This window comes from Leptospira jelokensis, assembly GCF_004769635.1.
Classification (GTDB): Bacteria; Spirochaetota; Leptospiria; order Leptospirales; family Leptospiraceae; genus Leptospira_A; species Leptospira_A jelokensis.
The window spans coordinates 239,092-258,290 of sequence record NZ_RQGH01000026.1; the positions used below are offsets into that span (position 1 = coordinate 239,092).

19 protein-coding genes are annotated in these 19,199 nt (G+C 36.0%); 10 read left to right on the forward strand and 9 right to left on the reverse strand.

The window, feature by feature from the left end:
* The first annotated feature begins 271 nt into the window (after nt 1–271).
* Genes EHQ62_RS11055 through EHQ62_RS11065 form a run of 3 tightly spaced genes read left to right on the forward strand, consistent with a single transcriptional unit; the run spans nt 272 to nt 2,273 of the window.
* Nucleotides 272–1,390 (forward strand): WG repeat-containing protein, encoded by a 1,119-nt coding sequence (locus tag EHQ62_RS11055; protein ID WP_135642788.1) that lies wholly within the window; start codon nt 272–274, stop codon nt 1,388–1,390.
* On the forward strand, nt 1,387–1,998 hold the full coding sequence (locus EHQ62_RS11060; RefSeq protein WP_135642790.1) for a hypothetical protein: 612 nt from the start codon (nt 1,387–1,389) through the stop codon (nt 1,996–1,998). The genes EHQ62_RS11055 and EHQ62_RS11060 overlap by 4 nt, the downstream gene beginning before the upstream one ends.
* Before the next feature lie 14 nt (nt 1,999–2,012).
* Nucleotides 2,013–2,273 carry a DUF3995 domain-containing protein gene (locus tag EHQ62_RS11065; RefSeq protein ID WP_244241744.1) on the forward strand — a complete coding sequence of 87 codons (261 nt, stop codon included), beginning with the start codon at nt 2,013–2,015 and terminating at the stop codon, nt 2,271–2,273.
* A gap of 23 nt (nt 2,274–2,296) precedes the next feature.
* Here EHQ62_RS11065 and EHQ62_RS11070 read toward each other — a convergent pair whose 3' ends face one another.
* Both EHQ62_RS11070 and EHQ62_RS11075 read right to left on the reverse strand, forming a co-directional pair.
* Nucleotides 2,297–2,848: a phage tail protein gene (locus tag EHQ62_RS11070; RefSeq protein WP_135642792.1), complete on the reverse strand. Its 552-nt coding sequence runs from the start codon at nt 2,846–2,848 to the stop codon at nt 2,297–2,299.
* Between the two features lie 34 nt (nt 2,849–2,882).
* Nucleotides 2,883–4,364 carry a hypothetical protein gene (locus EHQ62_RS11075; protein ID WP_135642794.1) on the reverse strand — a complete coding sequence of 494 codons (1,482 nt, stop codon included), beginning with the start codon at nt 4,362–4,364 and terminating at the stop codon, nt 2,883–2,885.
* Nucleotides 4,365–4,850: 486 nt separating this feature from the next.
* Here EHQ62_RS11075 and EHQ62_RS11080 point away from each other — a divergent pair, with 486 nt between their 5' ends.
* From EHQ62_RS11080 to EHQ62_RS11090, 3 genes are read left to right on the forward strand one after another with little or no spacing between them, the layout of a single operon-like run.
* Entirely contained in the window at nt 4,851–5,408 is a 558-nt protein-coding gene (locus EHQ62_RS11080) for a dihydrofolate reductase family protein (RefSeq protein ID WP_135642796.1), read from the forward strand.
* A gap of 5 nt (nt 5,409–5,413) precedes the next feature.
* On the forward strand, nt 5,414–5,785 hold the full coding sequence (locus tag EHQ62_RS11085) for a DUF2200 domain-containing protein (protein ID WP_135642798.1): 372 nt from the start codon (nt 5,414–5,416) through the stop codon (nt 5,783–5,785).
* A 13-nt stretch (nt 5,786–5,798) separates the two neighbouring features.
* Complete coding sequence (locus tag EHQ62_RS11090; protein WP_135642800.1) at nt 5,799–6,773, forward strand: hypothetical protein; 975 nt, start codon at nt 5,799–5,801, stop codon at nt 6,771–6,773.
* A 75-nt stretch (nt 6,774–6,848) separates the two neighbouring features.
* Here the strand turns inward: EHQ62_RS11090 and EHQ62_RS11095 are convergent, their stop codons facing one another.
* Nucleotides 6,849–8,081, reverse strand: a complete 1,233-nt coding sequence (locus tag EHQ62_RS11095) for a beta-propeller fold lactonase family protein (RefSeq protein WP_244241745.1) — start codon at nt 8,079–8,081, stop codon at nt 6,849–6,851.
* Between the two features lie 364 nt (nt 8,082–8,445).
* On the opposite strand from EHQ62_RS11095, the gene EHQ62_RS11100 reads away from it, so the two are divergent.
* Nucleotides 8,446–8,985: a DUF4256 domain-containing protein gene (locus EHQ62_RS11100; RefSeq protein ID WP_135642801.1), complete on the forward strand. Its 540-nt coding sequence runs from the start codon at nt 8,446–8,448 to the stop codon at nt 8,983–8,985.
* Here EHQ62_RS11100 and EHQ62_RS11105 read toward each other — a convergent pair.
* From EHQ62_RS11105 to EHQ62_RS11120, 4 genes are all read right to left on the reverse strand, one after another.
* Nucleotides 8,972–11,710 carry a CHASE domain-containing protein gene (locus tag EHQ62_RS11105; RefSeq protein ID WP_135642803.1) on the reverse strand — a complete coding sequence of 913 codons (2,739 nt, stop codon included), beginning with the start codon at nt 11,708–11,710 and terminating at the stop codon, nt 8,972–8,974. The genes EHQ62_RS11100 and EHQ62_RS11105 overlap by 14 nt on opposite strands.
* 198 nt (nt 11,711–11,908) lie before the next feature.
* A complete protein-coding gene (gene creD, locus EHQ62_RS11110) occupies nt 11,909–13,240 on the reverse strand; it encodes a cell envelope integrity protein CreD (protein WP_135642805.1) in 1,332 nt (443 codons plus the stop codon).
* Nucleotides 13,241–13,315: 75 nt separating this feature from the next.
* Nucleotides 13,316–14,755 carry a two-component system sensor histidine kinase CreC gene (gene creC, locus EHQ62_RS11115; RefSeq protein ID WP_135642807.1) on the reverse strand — a complete coding sequence of 480 codons (1,440 nt, stop codon included), beginning with the start codon at nt 14,753–14,755 and terminating at the stop codon, nt 13,316–13,318.
* A gap of 4 nt (nt 14,756–14,759) precedes the next feature.
* Nucleotides 14,760–15,437, reverse strand: a complete 678-nt coding sequence (locus tag EHQ62_RS11120) for a response regulator (protein WP_135642809.1) — start codon at nt 15,435–15,437, stop codon at nt 14,760–14,762.
* Between the two features lie 262 nt (nt 15,438–15,699).
* Between EHQ62_RS11120 and EHQ62_RS11125 the strand changes: the two genes are divergently transcribed.
* Nucleotides 15,700–16,128: a hypothetical protein gene (locus EHQ62_RS11125; RefSeq protein WP_135642811.1), complete on the forward strand. Its 429-nt coding sequence runs from the start codon at nt 15,700–15,702 to the stop codon at nt 16,126–16,128.
* A 22-nt stretch (nt 16,129–16,150) separates the two neighbouring features.
* Here EHQ62_RS11125 and EHQ62_RS11130 read toward each other — a convergent pair whose 3' ends face one another.
* The gene (locus tag EHQ62_RS11130; protein WP_135642813.1) at nt 16,151–17,026 is read right to left on the reverse strand and encodes a DUF4349 domain-containing protein; all 876 of its coding nucleotides are present in this window, start codon (nt 17,024–17,026) and stop codon (nt 16,151–16,153) included.
* Between the two features lie 110 nt (nt 17,027–17,136).
* Between EHQ62_RS11130 and EHQ62_RS11135 the strand changes: the two genes are divergently transcribed.
* Nucleotides 17,137–17,637 carry a hypothetical protein gene (locus EHQ62_RS11135; protein WP_135642815.1) on the forward strand — a complete coding sequence of 167 codons (501 nt, stop codon included), beginning with the start codon at nt 17,137–17,139 and terminating at the stop codon, nt 17,635–17,637.
* A gap of 46 nt (nt 17,638–17,683) precedes the next feature.
* Here EHQ62_RS11135 and EHQ62_RS11140 read toward each other — a convergent pair whose 3' ends face one another.
* Nucleotides 17,684–18,121: a bacteriohemerythrin gene (locus EHQ62_RS11140; protein ID WP_135642817.1), complete on the reverse strand. Its 438-nt coding sequence runs from the start codon at nt 18,119–18,121 to the stop codon at nt 17,684–17,686.
* Between the two features lie 348 nt (nt 18,122–18,469).
* Here EHQ62_RS11140 and EHQ62_RS11145 point away from each other — a divergent pair, with 348 nt between their 5' ends.
* A complete protein-coding gene (locus EHQ62_RS11145) occupies nt 18,470–19,093 on the forward strand; it encodes a GNAT family N-acetyltransferase (protein ID WP_135643734.1) in 624 nt (207 codons plus the stop codon).
* Nucleotides 19,094–19,199: the final 106 nt, after the last annotated feature.

Consider the following 19,199-nt stretch of genomic DNA (forward strand, 5'->3'; position numbering starts at 1 on the left):
GAATGCCAATTTTGTAGTGGAAAGCCTGTTAAGTGGACCCTAGACCACTTTTCCCCAGTTTGTCGGAGCCTAACAGATGTCTGCTAATTCTCTCTTTATTGCAAAATTATGCATTTTTTTAAAATAATTCGAAATTTTTCATTTTCTTTTGGGGCGCACATTTCCGGCTTTCCGCTCCAATCTTTGCTTACGCAAAGGATTTCCGCTGCAATCCGGGGCGCGGTGAAAATGAGTTTTCACTCTCACTCAAAAGAAAAAAGTTAGACATCTTATGAAATTTCCGATTTGGCTCAGTTTTCTTAGCATTCTCTTTCTTTTTTGTTCAAGCCTGCCAAAAAATCCAAACTTAAGTCGCAATGGATGTGACCTCCGCTTCCAACTCACCACCTCACAAACAGGTGGCGAGACGATCCCCCAGCTAACATTTGAAGACAAACGAATTAAGGTCAGTAAAATCGTTTATCATGATTTATCAACGATATCCGAAGATTGGATGCGTGCAAAAAAAAATGGTAGGTTTGGATTCATTGATTTGGAGGAAAATGAAGTTTCGGATTTCGATTTTTACTTTGTTGGTGATTTCCATGATGGTTATGCCGTATTTCGATCGGGAAGTAACTTTCGGGACCCAAGAGGTTTTGTGAATAAATCAGGAGACCTGTTAGGTGGACAGTATTTCAACATGGTTTATAATTTTGAGAACGGTTTTGCCGTAGTTGAAAATAAAAAAAAATACGGCATTATGGATCGTAGTGGCAAAATTGTGATTCCCATTCAATATGATTTTATTTCCGGAATTCATAATGGTTGGGCCATCTTCAAACGAGAAGAACACCAAGGACTTATCAACGCGAAAGGCCAAGAAAAAAAGTTTATCCATGACAAATATGACCTTCGCGGGTATTTTTATGAAGGCACCATTGTCTTCAAACACTTTAAAAAAATGGGTATCATGGATTCTAACTTCAATATCATCATACCAGCCATCTATGATTATCTTGCTAATTTTAAAGAAGGATTGGCTCGATTCAAACTAGGAAACAAATGGGGTTATTTAGACCAAAAAGGAAACATAGCCATCGATGCAAAGTTTGATTCTGAATATGACTTTCAAGAAGGGTATGCAAGTGTAACCATTGGTGGTAAAGACGGAATCATCAAACCTAACGGTGAGTATTTGATCGAACCTAAATTTTCTCATGTTTCTTACTTTAATGAAGGACTGGCAGTTGTGGAAGATGGAGGAAAACGAGGTTTCGTCAATACCAACGCAGAGTGGGTAGTCCCTCCTATTTTTGACCAACTTGGCCCATTAAAAGACGGAGTATTTACCTTCGCTATCAAAGAAAAATGGGGGTTTGCCAACCTCAGAGGATGCAAAAACAAATGAGACAACGGTATTGGGTATTCCTTCTTCTCCTCTACACTTCTTTCTTATTCGCAAGCCCTACTAAAAAAGTAGAACTTAAGGCATTAGGTCTTTCTATTGAAACTCCAAATACTTGGGAAGAAGTCACTGACGAAGAGTTTCGTGAAAGTAAAAACCAAATCCACTTTGAATCAAAAACGTTTACAAAATTGTTACACGAAAGTAAAGTACTTCCTTTATTTTCTATCCGAAAGGGTGATCCAGAAGTGGATGAGTATTTAACCATCATCAACATCAAAGCACTCACAACTGATTTAGAGTTTAATAATATACCTTACGATCTTATGACCTATTTGTCTCGAATTTCCAGTGCATTGAAAAAATTTGATTACCTTATAGAACCAAAAGCAGTTAGGATTAATGGAAATTTAGCAGGGTTTGCTCTTTTTTCTCATACCATTATGGACGAAGCACAAAACGAAACCAAAGTCGTATCAGCAATTTGGGTATTTCCAAGAAAAGGGTATTTTTACATGATTGGATCGGGTATGATTGAAGAAAATTTTGAACCAGTGTTTGAGGAAGTAAAACAAATTGTGAACACATTTAAAATCACAAATACTAAATAATTTAGGTGGATCCAATGACAGTTTTTTCTCCCCAAACCATCATCGCAGTCGTTACAACAACAGTCCTCTTTTTTCTCTCCCTCATCCATATCTATTGGGGATTTGGAGGATTGTGGCCCGGTACCACCAAACAAGATTTAATCGATAAAGTGTTTGGCAAAGGGAATCAATTTCCTTCTCCTTTTAGTTGTTTTTTTGTAGCTACCGGATCCGCGGTCTATCTTCTTAAAAGATTAGAAGTTAACCATCCAAAGATTCTGAATGGTAACTTCTAATCGGTTCTAAGACAAGAAATTGTTTAGTTTTTTCTCATACAGTAGGTTAACGCTACGTTTTTAGGACGAGTTTCGTTTCCAGTTCTTGGAGTTCCGTTGATCCCATCAGATACTGAATTTCCGGTAGTTCTTGTAACACCAGTTCCGGCTGCATTTGCTCCTCCAACACCTCCTGCTAAATTATCAAGATATGAGATTGTGTGAAGATGTCCCTGGAAAGTATCGATCTGAAAATTTCCGATAGCTCGAGGACCGCTAGGGTCTTGATTAGCTGGTCCCGTACCAATGTCATCTCTCCCTCTTACAAATACACCTCGTAAGTCAGGTGTTCCATTGGTTCCATCAGCAGGAGCCCAACCTTCAGGGCAATCATTCAAATAAAAAGCCATTACGGCTCCTTCTGGAGCTGCGATCAAAAAGTTTTGATTGATGCGAGCAGAACTGATGACTTCCCCTGGAGCAAACAGGTTCAATGCTGCCGCTGCGGCAACCAAACTTGTTGTAAAAAAACCTAAAGTGATCCCAACACCTTTAAAAAATCCACTTTTCAAATATTCTTTAATATTACCTTTCATATCATTTTTTCCTCTTAAATTTTCTTAAATTTTTTCAATTGAATATGCATGTAGAATCAAAAGTCCCTACATCATACAGACACGACACTCCATATCCCTTCACCAAAATGTTGTAGGTTGAAGTGAAGCCACCCAAACTCACTGAGATCGTTCCCGTTCGGTCTGTTGGGTAATACAATGCAGTAAATTTTCCGTAGTCCGAAAATGGATCACCAAAGGTTCCAATCACGCCGTCGGAAGCAAATGTGGGATGAACGAAAATGAAGTTGTTAAACGAATCATACCCGACTGCATCAAATGCTGTTGTGGAACTTGCCGTGACCTCAAATGGATTTGGCAGTTCTGCCGAATTGTATAAAATCAACATGCGTACCATTATACCAGGATAGACATTGATCGGCATTGATAGATTTAGGTTACCATAACTTGCTTGGATATAGGAACCACCGATCACTTGGGCCGTATAACGAGCGCTCAACCAATTTGGTCTAGAAGTAACCCCTTTGCCACCGGCAAATGTCATTGTTTCGGCAGGTACGGGATAGTATGTTGCAGATGAATTCCCTTTTACTTGCACCGTCAAGTCTCTGGAAAAACCTGCTGTCATCCTTGTGATCGTTGTTTGAAATCGAATTGGTGTCACCGCATCTCGTACATCACCGTTAATCGTATCGAATGCCGTCGGTGCTGTTGCCGGACGGGTCACCCGCGCATTTAACGAATCATACACTTCGATGTAGTATTCCAATCCTTGTGCAACGATATCTGTTGCTGGAATTTTTGCCTGGTAGAATTGATTGGTTCCATCATTTTCATCGGGTAACATCACGATGCTTTTGAAAATCGAACCACTGCCTTGTGTCCGGTAATAAAACCTTGCTGTGACAATGGCCGATGCATCCCAATCCGTAATTGTGGTTCTAACAGTTGCCGGAAGTCCTTCGATCAATCTACCTGGGAAAAACGTTGCACCACCAATTGTTGGTGGATTGTTTCCCAAAACTAAATTTTGAGCTGTTAAAATGTAATTAGAGAAATGGTAGATCGATGTTGTCACACAATGGTTCACCAAATCAACATCTCCACCATAACTGATGTATTTGTTTGTTTTGGGATCATAGTGTTGTATCTGTAAAGAATCTTCCCGTTTCCCTTTCAGAAATTCAGGTCTACCATCATAACAAATTTTCATTTGTACTGGTTTATTGAATTGTAAATGTTCCGGACCAAATTTATAAGCAGCTTGGATAGGAACAACTGACCCACTTGGCTCGGGTAAGGAAGTTTCCGAATACGTGATCACCGTTTCTTCGTCTAACGCACCTAAAGGTATCGTTAAACTCATATTTGGTGCTTGGATCACTGCCCCTGTTTCAGGTTTGACTGAAACTGAGTTGGAAGCAAAAAATGAACCAAACACAAACATCTTGTCTAAATTAGTTATCCCACTTTCACTTTTGCACGTTAACATGTGACAAAACGAAAAAGCAAAGATAACAAATATTACTTTGCGCATATTTTTTACCTTTTGTTTTCAAATCGATTACCATACTCATAGGTTCGCACCGATGGCATAATAATGTCGCCAAATGTGAGAAACCGAATTTACTTGGTCAAGTTTTTTTTCCATCTAACATAAATTTTATTATTTTTGAACCTGATTCATTAAACAACGATTGTCCGTTAATGCAACAGAACTGCAATGGCATCGAATGATTTATGAAATTCCCTAACACAACTAATCAATATTAGTTGAATCGAAAAATCAATTCCTATCATATGTTTGTTCCAAAGGAAATTGTTCCAACTGATTCCGAACCAAAGAAGGTTGTCAGATAAAACATTTCCAAAATGAAATGTGATGTTCATTGTAAAAAATAGAGCTTCCATGATTTGAATTCTGGAAATTAAATCTCGATAGAACCTTCTCTTTTTCTGGGAAATAAAACCAAACGTTTCAAAATGTACTTCCAAGTTTCCCATCAAATGGTAAAAATTGCGAATGCGAAAGGTAGTTTTTGGCATCAACGCAAGCGCCGATGGTTTTTATGGCCACACGGGAATGGTTGTGGATGATGTTTTACACCAATACTTCACAGATCTATTAAGAACGACGGATCAGATTTTATATGGACGGATCACGTACGAATTAATGGTTCCTTTTTGGCCTGATGTTGCAAAAAACAAATCCATGTCAAAGGTTAGCAACGAGTTTGCGGAAGTATTCACTGGATTAGAAAAAATTCTATTTTCTCATAGCATTACAAAAGTTGAGGATCCCAATACCACAATCGCCAAACTTCCTTTATTCGAAACTGTTTCTAAGTTAAAAAAACAAGTTGGGAAAGATATTTGTATTGGAAGTTTGAGTGTCGCAGCACAATTATCTGAAGTTGGTTTGATCGATGAATACCATTTTGTGGTCCATCCAGTCATTGTTGGGAATGGTCCTAAATTATTTGATAACCTACCCCTCAAACAATCTCTTTTTTTAGACCTAATCGATACACAAACATTACCCGCTGGCCAAATCGCACTCCATTACCGAACAAGGAGGTAACCACAATGCAACCAACTGAAGAACACAATCAAAAATTAGCAAAGATGACTTTTGCTTCGGTTTATCCATTGTATGTCACGAAAGTGGAACGAAAAGGAAGGACGAAGCAGGAATTAGACCAAGTGATCACTTGGCTCACTTCTTTTGATCAGAAAAAAATTGCAGAAATGATCAAAAATAATGTATCATTTGAGAATTTTTTCGCCAAAGCAAAATTAAACGAAAATTCAAATTTAATCAAAGGATTGATTTGTGGGTATCGGGTAGAAGAAATCGAAAACCCTATCACACAAAAAGTGCGTTATCTGGACAAACTTGTTGATGAACTTGCAAAAGGTAAGCCGCTAGACAAAATATTTAGAAAACCAAAACCATAAAAGGAAATTTCCATTGAAACGATTCACCCACCTTCTCTCCATCCTTTTGTTTTTCATCTTGCCATCCACGGTGTTTGCTACACCAAAAACATTAAACGACTACGAACCAATTTTACGAAATGCACTCACCAAGTTTGAAACGGTTTTTAAATCATCACCGAAAAAACACGAATTGGTCGAACAGAAAGTAGTTTTTATGATGAACCAAGCACTGAAAGGTGAGGTTACATTTTTAATCGACTTAAATGCAAACCAAGATTTATCAGCAATGGGTTTTGTTGATTTCTATAACGAAAACAAAAAACCAGCAATCGTCGTCGGAACTTTTTTTTTAGACCAATTTGATAAAAATCCTACCATCTTTTACTCTGCATTGGTCCATGAGTTCACCCACGCTTATGACTTTTTTAATAGCCAAAGATATTTTCTCTATTATAAAAACAATCGAATCGTAAAAGCATTATTTGAAGCAGATGCGTATGCCGTTGAATCATTATTCATTCAGAATTATTTGGTTCCTCAAAAAATCAAATTAACAAAATTTGAAACTTTTTTATTGGATGATTTAGAGAAAAGCAGTTTGTCCAAGATTATTTTGATCAATCAAACATTGAGTTTACCCCTCCTACATACATTTTTGGAAATCAGAGACTCTAAAGAAACAATTGAAGCAAAAGTAGAATCATTAAATGTAATTGGTGAAAACTTATTATCCAAATTCGACACCATTCAGACACTCAAAGATTTCGAAAACAAAATGGAAATCATCTCCATTTATTTTACCTATTCAATTTTATTAGATCAATTGGTATATGATATTGAACAAAAAGAAAAGGAAGAGACCATTGATCCCGAAACCTTTTCCCTCTCCAAATACCCTAACGTTTCCCAAACTCGGAAACAAATTTCCGAGAAAGTGAATCAATACCAAAAAGAATTTGAAGACTATATCATAAAAGAAAACAAAAGGATACGAACTGAAATCTAATGCTTTGTTTTTTTGGTATTAAAAAAAGGATGATTTTTAAGTCAGAAAAGATTTAGGTTAATTATTGTCATATCTTTATAAAAAAGTCAAATTCCATTGACGATAGGTAAGGTTCACTGTTCCCATAGAAGTAAGTTCGCCCGTTGTTTGGTTGATGCTGAATTGAAACATATTTGTCCCATTATTTTCTGCTACGTAGGCATACCTACCCGTCGGATCGATTACCATAAATCGTAAACTACTAGGAAATAAAACACTCAATGTAAAGTTGAATGAGAGCCTCCCTGTGTTCGGATCAATCATATAACAAGAAATAGATCCTTCATTGATATTGATTGTGTAATAAAATCGACCATTTGGATGAATGGCAGATCCATTGATACCCATAGAATGTGTTTCCGATTCCACAAAATTCATATTTCCGGTGACAGAATCAAAACTCAAAACGGTAATGGCAGGAAATGAACCCACATACAAATAGTTTCCATTTGGATGAGTGGCAACATTCCCTGAAAAATCATTTGCAAACGTAGGACTTGTTGCCGCTTGCGTGAGGGTTCCATCAGAAGGATTGATCCGATAAGAAACAAGTTCTGTAAAACTAGAACTCAGAAAAAAAATAAAATTTCCATCACGTGAGATTTGAATTTGAGAATGACCAATGCCAGTAGAATATGAATTGATAAAACTGAGAGTTCCATCTGCATTGATGGCGAAAGCACGAATGGACTGAGTCCCTTCCGAAGCAAGGTACACATACTTTCCATCGGGAGTCACAACTAAATTTCTTGGGTTTGTACCGGCAGGAGAAGTAAATGTGGCATTCGGGGTTAATGCTCCCGTTGTTTGGTTGATGGTGAATTGCGATATTGTAGCATTACCAAAATTTCCAGTGAATAAAAATTTACCTGCTGGGTCCGTCACAATCCCATTTGGATCACTGCCAGCTCCTGCTCCAATCGTGCCCGTAGGAGATAAAATCCCTGTGCTCGCATTTTGTGTCAATTGACCGACCAAATTATCTAGATTGAATGTGGTATAGACGTATCCTGAATACACAGTGATGTTACTGTCGGCGGTGGCTCGCCCATCGCTTGCAGTCGCTCGGATAGTCACTTTACCATTTCCAATGCCTGAAACAAGACCGTTTGAGTCTACACTCGCAACCGATGGATCACTGCTTGACCATTGGAAACTAGAACCAAGGTTCTGACCGAAGGCAAAGTAATTTCCTTCCAATTGGAGGGATTCTCCTTTCCGAATTCCCGCCCAAGTCCGATTGAGTTCAATGTACGGAATCTGGTTCAAAAGGTATGCCATTAAGAAAAACGATTCTCGTGAATCTTTACCTTTTTCGAAACATAAAATTTGTTGGACGATTGGATTGAGAAGACAAGCGTTTAGATTGAAACCAAACAAAATGAATAAAAAATAATTTTTTATAAAATACTTAGTATGCATATTTAAAAAAGTCGTTACCAGCAAACATACATATTACGATCTTGAAATGTCATTCCTAATTCATAGTCTTGGTAAAAAAATACCATTACCCTAACATTCAATTGGTGTTTTGGAGTTGCAAAATTCGCATCCCGATGTCAGAATCAAACTCAGTTTCCCTGATTCTGTCAAAACTGAGTCAGGAATCAATCCATAGATACCACTTAGTTATATGAACCAAGAATCATTCCTCACCCTATTAAAAGAAAGATTTGATAAACATCCCAACCGACACGAAGGCATTCAGTGGGAAAAAGTTGCAGACAAACTTAGGAAACATCCAGAGAAACTAAAAACACTTCTCAAGATGGAAGAATCTGGAGGTGAACCAGACCTCGTCCAATACGATAAAAAGAAGAATGCGTTCACCTTCTATGATTGTTCTATAGAAACTCCAAGTGGCAGAAGGAGTTTCTGTTATGACAAGGAAGCACTTAATTCCAGAAAGGAACACAAACCAAAAAACAGTGCGATTGATTTTGCAAAGTCAATGGGAAGTAAAATTTTAAACGAAGAGGAATATCGTTATTTACAAACCTTAGGAGAATTTGACAAAAAAACTTCAAGTTGGATTGAAACACCGCCTTCCATACGAAAATTAGGTGGTGCACTTTTCTGTGACTATCGCTATGGAACCGTTTTTGTGTATCACAATGGAGCAGAATCGTATTATGCAGTACGAGGATTTCGAACTTCAGTTACGATTGAGTAAGGTTACCTTTTGAAAAAATTTTATAAATAGAATTTAGTAATTCCGAAAGTATGATTGGTTTTTTTACACAATCATCCATTCCATTTGCTAAATATTCTTGGATTTGAGAATCCATATTGTTTGCAGTGAGTGCAATGATGGGGATGTTTTGGTAATCGTCTTTCCTTTGGCGGATCCTTTTGGTTGTTTCTAAACCATCCAATTCAGGCATCTGGATGTCCATTAAAATCAAATCATACTTAACACTTTCATTGGAAAGCGAACGATCTAAAAGTTGGATTGTCTCCTTACCATTGGAAGCAATCGTAACATTTACTTTTTCTTTTTCGAGAACCTTTCGAACAAACTTTTGATTGAGAAGGTTATCTTCAGCAACTAACACATTTATATTTTTCAAATTAAAAGTTTCAAGAGATTCAATGCGATTTGCGATTTGTTCTGGAATTTCGACCTGGTGAAAAGGAATGGTAAATTTAAAAGTGGATCCAATATTTAAGATACTTTCCACTTTAATATCACCTCCCATCAAGTTGACGAGTTGTTTGGAAATATACAATCCCAGGCCAGCACCTTCAAATCGTTTGGTGCGAGCATCCTCAAGTTGGACAAACCGATCAAATAATCGTTTGATATTTTCTTCTGAAATTCCAATCCCTGTGTCATGAACACAAAACTCGATAAAATTTCGGGAAGGGTCTAATTTGACTGCCAAAGTGATGATTCCACTAGGTGTAAACTTTAATGAGTTACTGATCAAATTATTTAATACTTGCCGCAATCGATTCTCATCTACCAGTATGTGTAAGTTTTTATCTTCGATGGTAAAATCTAAATTGAGTTTGAGGTTTTTGTCGATTACATCTGATTGAAACAATAACTGGATATCACGGCATAGTTTATAAACATTTGTCTCAGTGGGTACAATTTCCAATTTATGATTTTCCAACTTCGAAACATCTAAAATATCATTGATGATCGTAAGTAGAGATAGTACAGATTTTTTCGCATTGTCTAAGTAATCTTTTTGTTCACTGTCGACATTTGTTTCTTCGAGTAATGTCAACATACCCAGGACTCCATTCATCGGGGTTCGGATTTCATGGCTCATATTTGCTAAAAATTCTGATTTAACTCGGTTTGCTTTTTCCAATTCAAAGGTTCTTTTTTCTACTATGTCTTGAATGCTTTTTTCTTTTCCAAGAATGATGAGCATTAAGATTCCAAGTAAACCAGTCAAAAAAGAAGAGATAATTAATATAAAACGAGATGCATTGGTTAAATTTTTTTCAAAATATTCTTTGGTAGCTACAATTTTGAATGTTATGATGTGGCTTCCAATTTGAGTTTTGTGAATATGCGAAAATTCAGAAAACAGTTTTTCATGCGAAGTATTACAATTGCGAATATATACATCTTTCGATTCTGTATTCTCACCATCCATGATTTGTACACATAAATTGTTTTGATCATTCCCAATTAAAGACTTATTGATAATAGAAGTTATTTTGATGACTGCTGTTGCGAACCCAAACTCTCCATCAATCCTTTTAATCGGATAAAAAACCAAAAAACCAACATTATCAGAACTATCTTGCACTAAATTGACTTTGCCAGTAATTTCTAAATCTTTGGTCTGCATTGAATTGACAAGAGCAAGTTTGCGAACTGGATTGGAAAATACATCATAACCTACTACAGACTCGTTGCCAATCAAAGGGTAAATATAACGAATGAATACATATTGAGATTCAATTGGCGATTTTTTAGAAAGGTTTTCTTCTCTTGTGTTGATCCCGATTGAACTTGGATAATCAGTTTTTAATTGGGATTCGTAGTAACTTCGTTTCGAATGAGGAATGGAAACATTCCATGATAAAGCGGAAACACTTTCGGTTTCTTCCAAAATGGATTTGGCATAGGAATCAAAATCTTTTTTTGTTAAATTCCTTTGTAAGGAAAGAAACGAGCCTAATGATTTTACAACTCTCAAATTTTCGAAGATTCGATTTTCAATTTCCGATGCGATGATTTGTCCGTCAGATTTGATTCGATAACGAATGAATTCTTTTTCCCAATCACGAGTCACAAAAAAAATAGTGAGAGTCAGAAGAAATGTTCCCATGGTAGCGGAAGTGAAAAGTAAAAGCCGCATACCTGTTTCTTCTTTCAAAAACCATTTATAAGTTAAAATCACAATTGGAGTAAAGATGATAATCCCAATGGAATCACCTAACCACCATGTAAACCAAGTTTGGAATAAAAAATCCTGGTAAATGATTCCAAAAAGATAAAGTGACAAACTTCCAATCATGGATGAAAATATTGCGGAAGTAGGACCTGCCAAAAGAAAAAAGGACAATAAATCTCTAACTGAAAAAATATTTAATTTTGAATCAGAAAATCTTTTTAGTATGTACCCACCAAACAGTGCAGAAAAGGAATTTCCGAATGAGATCAGAAGATTTTGTGGATTATGAGTAAATGTTTTAAACCAACCGAACTCCGGATCAGAAAAGGATGTATTTGTTAGGTAAGCTGCTAAAAATAAAGCGAACCAAATTCTGTTTCCAAAGATTAAAATAAAACCGAGGGCAAACCCAGCCGGAGGCCATACAGGAGTACTGTATCCATCGATCGAAGAAAGATACAAACTGAATTTTCCAGAGGTGAAATATACTACAAAAACTAATAGAAAGACACCTATATTCCGAAAAAAATAATTCATCTTTTCCTCTATAGAGTGCATACTCTATTAAAGACGAGTAAAAAATAAAGAATCTAAAACAAATCGGTTTCGTGAATTGAATTTTTGTTCCATTTGCCAATTGGGGACATATTTGAAAGGCAGAGGTTTTACAATGATCTTAAATTTTTAGAAAAACCTCTGCAATGAATACAGAATTCACTACAGAGGTTATATCCACTACTGATTCGTTGTGGTTAGTCCAAATTGGTACCAATTGATTTTTCGTGTAAAATGCATCACCAATGCCAAAATGGCAAATAAGGTTACAGATCCGAGTAATAATGCCTGGTCTTCTGATGCCAAAATGACATACAAAAAGGAATATAAAGTGAGATAATACAACGCCGTAATGATTCCTTTTCGTTTGTGATTGAGTACATGCATTGCATAATATCCAATCAGAGAAGTGACTGCCAATGAGGAAATTATGTACGCAGATAGATAACCAATGTGTTCTGAAAGTGATAAATTCAAAACATAAAAAATAACCATCGCACAACCAATTAAAATGTATTGAATCGGATGCAATATGATTCCACCGAATACTTCCATCAGAAAGAATAAGGTAAAACTTGTGACAAGAAACAATAGTCCGTACTTCACAGAACGTTCTAATTTTAGATAGTGATCCACTGGAATGAGTAAACTCACACCAAAAGCAGAATTATAAATTGAGTTTACGATCGAATCATCTAACGAGTGGACCACTTGAGGGTAGGATCTTGAAAAATAGGATGTTTCCCAAACGGAACGAAACCCAGTCTCATGGATTTCTCGATCGACTGGCAAAAGATTTCCATTAAAGGATGGATCTTTCCAATTTGAATCCATCGTAACTTTTGTTTTTTTACCGATGGGAATAATGGAAAATGATTCAGAACCTTTGAGTGTAATATCCATAACAAAATTCATTGTTCCTTGGTTTTCTTCAAGTTTGATGGGAAGGCTCATACCCGTGGTAAAAAAATTAGATTTGGTTCCAGGTGAAAAATTCTTTTCCTTCCCATTCCAGTTGAGTTTCAAATCACCACCTAATCCTTTTAAGTCGGATACGGAAACCATTACCCTCGCATCTTCCCAATAAATGTAAGTTGTATCCATAGGAAAATCTGAGACCAAAATGTTTGAGAATTTTCCATTTAGATGAATTTTATTTGTGTAAAGGGGAATATGATAGATACCACGTTTCCTTTCTTCTGTTAACATTTTTGCTTCATAATTGAGTTCTTCTGGTAAGAAATAAGCATAATCCGTGATGTAGTCCCATTTCTCTTTTGTTTGGGAAGTTCCGGATTTGGGAATTCTTATGTTATACGGAATCACAACTATGGGACCGAGTAATGTTTGGCTTTGGCTCCATTTTGCTCCCACTTCAGAAACTGCTTCCATTCGGGACAAACTTCGTTCCTCAATGAGTGACCCAACCATGGAAAGGGGAATCAAAAATAAAATAATCATCACACCTAAAATCAAAAGGCGAATGTTTACGGAAGATATTAATTTGTTCATACAAAACTCCTACCAATCTACTGTAGAAGATTTTGGTGAGAGAATTATGATCGCAATGTGAGGATTGTGTGAGGGTTAAAAATTTTGGAATTGAATGCTGACTTCCACCCCCTTCGGATCTAAATTACGAATCGTAAATTCGGCTTGGTGAAGGTCCAAAATTTCTTTTACGATACTCAAACCGAGCCCCGAACTCTTTCTTTTATCACTGGGCCGAGGAAGAGAAAAAAACTTTTCTGTCACTTTTGCCAAAGCAAAGTTTGGAATCGACTGTCCTTCATCCGAAACAATCAATTTTGTATGGGATTGGCCGATCAATTCCAATTGAATTGTGATTTGGTCTTTGGGATTTGCAAATTCAATTGCATTTCGTAAGATATTTTCAATTGCCATTTTCAGATAGGATTCATTTCCTTTGATCTGAAAAACATCATTTGGAAAATTTTTTTTAACCCGTAAATTTTTCCTCTCCAACTCAATCTCAAATCGGTGGATCACTCCCTCTAAAAATGGAACCAAATTGATTTGATCATCTAACTCAATGGATTTTTTCCCTTCTAACGAAGATAATTCGAGTAATTGGTCAATTAAACTTTGAATACGTTTTGCTTCCGCTTCCATCGTTTTAGAAAGTCTATGAATTTCATTTGGGTGCGACTCAATTAATTCAACAGAGGCTAAGATGGATGACAATGGACTTTTGATTTCATGAGTGAGTGTCTGCACATAGGACTCTACATACTTTTTTCCTTCCAGTTCCGAAACAAGTTGGTCCACTTCTTTTCCTAAATCGTTAAGTTCTTTAATTCCCAATTTCGGGAATGGTTTTTTTTCCTGATTTCGTAAGGAGATAACATATTGTGATAATCTTATGATGGGACGAAAACTAATATAAGCAAGGATGGTAAAGACAATTGCGATTGAAGAAGCAACTAACAAGGAAATGCGCCAAAATTTATTTTTGGCCTCTTCAATAAAAGGAATCACTCCAATTTTTGGTTTGATCACTGTGAGAACACCAATGATCTCATTTTGATAATGAATAGGAGAGGCAATGAATAAAGCACCTTCCTTTTCAGAATCAAACATTTTACTTGAACGAACTCCGTATTTACCTTTGAGTGTAAGATACACATCATTGTATTTAGAATAGTCAAGTCCTTCTCGAAAATCTTCAGAGTCAAAAATTACAATTCCTTTTGAATCGGTAACATAGATCTGAATGTCAGCATTGGTTTTTAATAAAGAATAAATTTTGGCTTCAAATGAACGTTTTCGAACATTCTGAAATGGCTTTTGGAACAAACGTTTTACAAGTGATGGTAATTGAAACCGTTCGTTTGGATTTTTTTTGATTTCTTCTTCAACGATGGCTGATAACACATGTGTCGTATCATTCAACGATTCTTCAATCGTTTCCATGTATCTTGGTCGTATGGATTCTTCTGTTTTATCAATTAAATAATAAAAACCAATACAAAGGATAAAAAAAAACTGATAATGATTCGTAACCAAAGGTTCATATTGTTTCCTTTAAACCGTATCCTTGCCCTCGTCTTGTTTCGATGGGATCAAAATTCGAATCAAATTCTTTAAACCTTGCTCGAATATTCTTGATTACAGTATCAACGGCTCGATCAAAACTATCTTCGGGTTCTGTCCAAACATTGTCCATAATTTCTTCACGAGTGAAAATACGACCAGGCCATTTAAAAAACAATTCCATCGTTTTGTATTCGTAAGGTGATAAATTCAAAGTTTTTCCATTAAAATAAATCAGTTTTTTTTCTAAGGAAATTCTGATTTTTGAATTTGAATTTTGTTCGATCTCCAAAGGGTTTTGTGTCCTTCGTAAAATGGCGCGTATCCTTGCCAAAAGTTCCCTTGGGCTAAAGGGTTTGACAATATAATCGTCTGCTCCGATCTCCAGGCCTAACACTTTGTCGATTTCGGAATTTCGCGCTGTCAAAAAAATCACTGGTGTCGCAAACCTTTTCCGTATCAACTTTAAAACATCAAATCCACTTTGATCGGGAAGGCCTATGTCTAGAAGAATGAGTGAGAAATCCTCAGCTAACATTTGCAAGCCCTGAATTCCAGTTTGGGCAATGGATAACGAAAATCCTTCTGCTTCTAATGCAATTTGGATTGTTTCTTGGATCCCTGGTTCATCTTCAATGAGTAAAATTTTGATCATACAGATGGAGAGTTTGATCTCATAAAATAGAATCCGAACAAAATTCAGTGAATAAAAGTTGAAAAGAAAAGCAATCAGATAAAAACAAAAAATGTCAGGAAATTGACTGAGTCAGAAATTTGATGACAATGATCATGATTTGTCTATCACCTCCCGAAACAAAAACCTACGGATAACCAGACGGATTAATTGAATTCTGTTCTTTTAATGAATCCAAGAATTACAAGTTGACTCTTTTCTATTCCATGGTATCACCATCGCCATGAAAAAATTTACAATCATTTGGATACTCTTCTTTTTACCCTACTTGGTTTTTGCAAACGCAGATAAAAAATCGAAGGAGATGTGTGAATGTCTCAAAAAAGCCAAGTCATCCCAATCGGAAACAGACAAAAAAGAATGTTTGAATTTACGAGAAAAACATGTGAAAGCCTTAAAAAAAGGCTCAAAACAACATGAAGGTTATTTAAAGTCTCTTAACCAATGTGAACAAGAGTTAGCTGGTGTCCCACAAGTAGACCCAAATTTAACAACAGAAGAAAAAACGAAAGTTGTTTGTGATTGTATGAAGAATGCAACCAAACAAAACCGTATGGGTTGCTTTAAATTACAAAGTGATTATGCCAAAACAATCTCCGACTCGGAAGAGAAAAAGGCATTTAACCTCAATTCTCAAACCTGCGGAGAATGAATTTTATAAAATTGGATTAGATTTATTTTTGTCTAATCCACAAAATCAATTTTTTACTTGGAACGTATAAAAGTCCAATGAGCAGAAAAATTGGGATCAACCAAACTAGAAAGTAGGTAAACTCTAAAAATAGATTGGTGATCCCAACAAGAGCATTTCGGTATTCTGGCACTATGATTTTGTCACTTGGCGTTGGAACACTAAAACTCACATTAACAGTTGCCCATTTCACACGATCATTGATTTTCCAAATCTGAAGTTCTGATTGGTCCAATCCATCTTCGCTTGTCGAGATAGATTCCTCAATCGCTTCCCAATTTTTGGAATTACTTGTGATTTGATTATTTGCAGATAACCTTCGTTTGACTCGTATTTTTTCACGTGTTGTTTTGATCCTTTCCCAAACCATGCCTTCCGTGTGGTCAATCGTGGTAATGTTTTCGCTCAATAATGTTCCATAGGTATCTAATTCTAACAAAGCTTCGTATAATTTTTCTGATTTAATCCGAATTTTAACATTCATATATGGGGAATCAGAATTTACGGCGGAACTAGTTTCGATAAATCCATATTTGGTGATGAAAGATAACAGATCCTTTCTTGTTTTGACCAAGTCTAAAGTCTGGTAACCCAAATCAATTTGGAATTCGAGAAGTCGGTCTTGGTTGTTTTGGATGGGTAAAAACACTGGGCCAATGGAATTCTCCTTTGATTGGAGGATTGGTTCTGCTGCTTCTTCTATTGCAGGTGCGCTTGGCATATCCTTTTTTTCATAAGAAGAAGGACTCATCTTTCGTTCCTCAGACGTGTAGAAATCGGATCCTTCAGATGAACCTTTACCACAATTCGCAAACAATAAGATGGACGTAAGAACTAATAATAATCTAATTTTTTTCATCACAAAACCTTAAGGAAATCTTTCTAATCATTACTAACAACCGGAGGGAGTTTCTTTCTCAATAAAAAATAGAACGACAAAAGAATGTTCTTCTTTGCACAATTGATTCTATGTGGGTATATTTGATTTGTTTAGTGTTTCACATTCTATCGGCTATGATTTGGGTGGGAGGAATGATTTTTTATGTGATTGTCGTAATGCCAGTCATTCGTAATCCTAGTTTGAAAGATCAAAAACTAACCTTACTACAGTTAACTGCCTTACAATTCAGAAGTATTTCCTATATCCTTTTTTTTCTTTTGATCACTTCAGGATTTGGAATGTTATTCACAAAAGGATATTTGTTAGATGGACAGCTCAGATTATTCTTTTCATCTAATATTGGATATATGTTTATATTGAAGATAGGATTCTTTTTAATATTATTCTTATCTTCACTTTACCACGATTTTGTTTCAGGTCCAAAAACATTTGTATACGCAGAAAGAGACACCGTTCAATATGAACGGTATCGAAAACGATCTGGTTTTTTTGGTAGGTTCAATTTATTGCTCTCATTAGGCATCACTATCTTTGGAATATTGGTCTCAAGGGGTATATCGATTTTTTAGAAAGTAAACTTGGGTTTTCGATCACATAGCACCCACTCTACCTGCATCAAAGAACCAATTTGATATATGGTTTGTAATTCATATCTTCTTGTAAGATGTGATTTGTTAACCATAATCTCAAAAATGCGATCAAATCACTAAAAAATACGTTCAATTCATCATCATTTGTTAGGAGTGATTTGGATGTTAAACGGTTTTTCAGTTCCAAAATTTTATCGGTAAATCGATCGTGTTGTTTTTTATGTGCTTCTAAATCCGGGTATTGGTTTAACTCCATTACACGTTCCTCGATCAAAAAGTGACTTAGGGTATAATCTTCTAATTCAGAAACAGCTTCTACCAAAGATTTGGTTTTCGTAGTAAGATGGCCTTTGTTTTCTACATAAATGGTTTCAATCTGGTTGATCAATCGAAACAATTTTTTGTGTTGTGAGTCAATCTCTGAAATATTGGTTTCATATTTTACATCCCAATTTGCGATCATAACTACCTCTTACTTTCCATTTTTTATGAAGCCGAACAAACACAAGGCCTTCTCAAGAAAAGACTCATACTGGCTATGGATCAGCACTTGATAAATATCAATGAAAAATCGATAATCGTGCTTGATTGAGACAATTAAAATAAAACCAAATCCCTGAATTCAGAATTCAAATCCAAAAAATGTTAGCGTAATCGATTACCAACAGGAATGGATTCCCAATGTCACCAAACGATCCACTTCAAACTTTTGCTTTCATCTTTACTTTACTTTTCTTTTTTTAAAGGACAACATTCGGATTTTGTAAAAATTCATTGAATGGATCATAGAAAATATTTTACAACGGAATATATGATCTCTTCTCAAACTCATCCATCTTTAATCATTCGCAATGCACAACTCAAAGACGCAAACCAAATCATTCCTCTCATCTATTCGTCTGGACCACTTGCATGGAATTTTGTTTTCCAAGAAGGAAACAAAACACCCTTTGATTTTTTAAACCAAACGTATGCTCATAGAGGGAATACAATTTCCTATACAAATCATTTTGTCGCCGAAAAAAATGGAACTGTTGTTGGATCCATATTGGCTTACACGCAACCGAGTTTTTTAGCACTGACAGCCGGGACAGCCTTACAAATCTTAAGTGTATATAAGTGGAAGGCACCAAAAGTGATGGCGCGTGGATTAAAAACTGAGACCATCATCCAACCTCCAAAACCCAAACGATTGTACTTAGGGCATATTGCTGTTTCCGAATCTCACAGAAAACAAGGGATCGCCAAACAACTTATAGAACATATGATCCAGTTGCATCAGGAATACAAAACAATTGCTTTAGATGTATCTGCAGAAAATCCAGCGGCGATTGCCCTCTACCAAAAACTTGGTTTTGTCATAAAGGAAACAAGGCATCCGATTGGTTGGGAAGGAACCATTCCATCACACCATTATATGGAAAAATCCATCTGATCATAATATTAAATAGCAAACTTTAACAAAGAAGATAGGGACGTTTGAATCAAGGTTGGCAATCATCAAAACGATGGCCCATTAACAAACCAAATCATGCGCCAGC

What these genes read in the sequence shown, in the direction of transcription:
- EHQ62_RS11130 (WP_135642813.1), bottom strand. Translation starts at nt 17,026, where the DNA reads ATGAAAAAAATTAGATTATTATTAGTTCTTACGTCCATCTTATTGTTT.
- EHQ62_RS11140 (WP_135642817.1), bottom strand. Translation starts at nt 18,121, where the DNA reads ATGATCGCAAATTGGGATGTAAAATATGAAACCAATATTTCAGAGATT.
- EHQ62_RS11105 (WP_135642803.1), bottom strand. Translation starts at nt 11,710, where the DNA reads ATGAATTATTTTTTTCGGAATATAGGTGTCTTTCTATTAGTTTTTGTA.
- EHQ62_RS11100 (WP_135642801.1), top strand. Translation starts at nt 8,446, where the DNA reads ATGAACCAAGAATCATTCCTCACCCTATTAAAAGAAAGATTTGATAAA.
- creD (WP_135642805.1), bottom strand. Translation starts at nt 13,240, where the DNA reads ATGAACAAATTAATATCTTCCGTAAACATTCGCCTTTTGATTTTAGGT.
- EHQ62_RS11135 (WP_135642815.1), top strand. Translation starts at nt 17,137, where the DNA reads ATGTGGGTATATTTGATTTGTTTAGTGTTTCACATTCTATCGGCTATG.
- EHQ62_RS11075 (WP_135642794.1), bottom strand. Translation starts at nt 4,364, where the DNA reads ATGCGCAAAGTAATATTTGTTATCTTTGCTTTTTCGTTTTGTCACATG.
- EHQ62_RS11145 (WP_135643734.1), top strand. Translation starts at nt 18,470, where the DNA reads ATGATCTCTTCTCAAACTCATCCATCTTTAATCATTCGCAATGCACAA.
- EHQ62_RS11055 (WP_135642788.1), top strand. Translation starts at nt 272, where the DNA reads ATGAAATTTCCGATTTGGCTCAGTTTTCTTAGCATTCTCTTTCTTTTT.
- EHQ62_RS11085 (WP_135642798.1), top strand. Translation starts at nt 5,414, where the DNA reads ATGCAACCAACTGAAGAACACAATCAAAAATTAGCAAAGATGACTTTT.
- EHQ62_RS11120 (WP_135642809.1), bottom strand. Translation starts at nt 15,437, where the DNA reads ATGATCAAAATTTTACTCATTGAAGATGAACCAGGGATCCAAGAAACA.
- EHQ62_RS11070 (WP_135642792.1), bottom strand. Translation starts at nt 2,848, where the DNA reads ATGAAAGGTAATATTAAAGAATATTTGAAAAGTGGATTTTTTAAAGGT.
- EHQ62_RS11065 (WP_244241744.1), top strand. Translation starts at nt 2,013, where the DNA reads ATGACAGTTTTTTCTCCCCAAACCATCATCGCAGTCGTTACAACAACA.
- EHQ62_RS11060 (WP_135642790.1), top strand. Translation starts at nt 1,387, where the DNA reads ATGAGACAACGGTATTGGGTATTCCTTCTTCTCCTCTACACTTCTTTC.
- EHQ62_RS11080 (WP_135642796.1), top strand. Translation starts at nt 4,851, where the DNA reads ATGCGAAAGGTAGTTTTTGGCATCAACGCAAGCGCCGATGGTTTTTAT.
- EHQ62_RS11125 (WP_135642811.1), top strand. Translation starts at nt 15,700, where the DNA reads ATGAAAAAATTTACAATCATTTGGATACTCTTCTTTTTACCCTACTTG.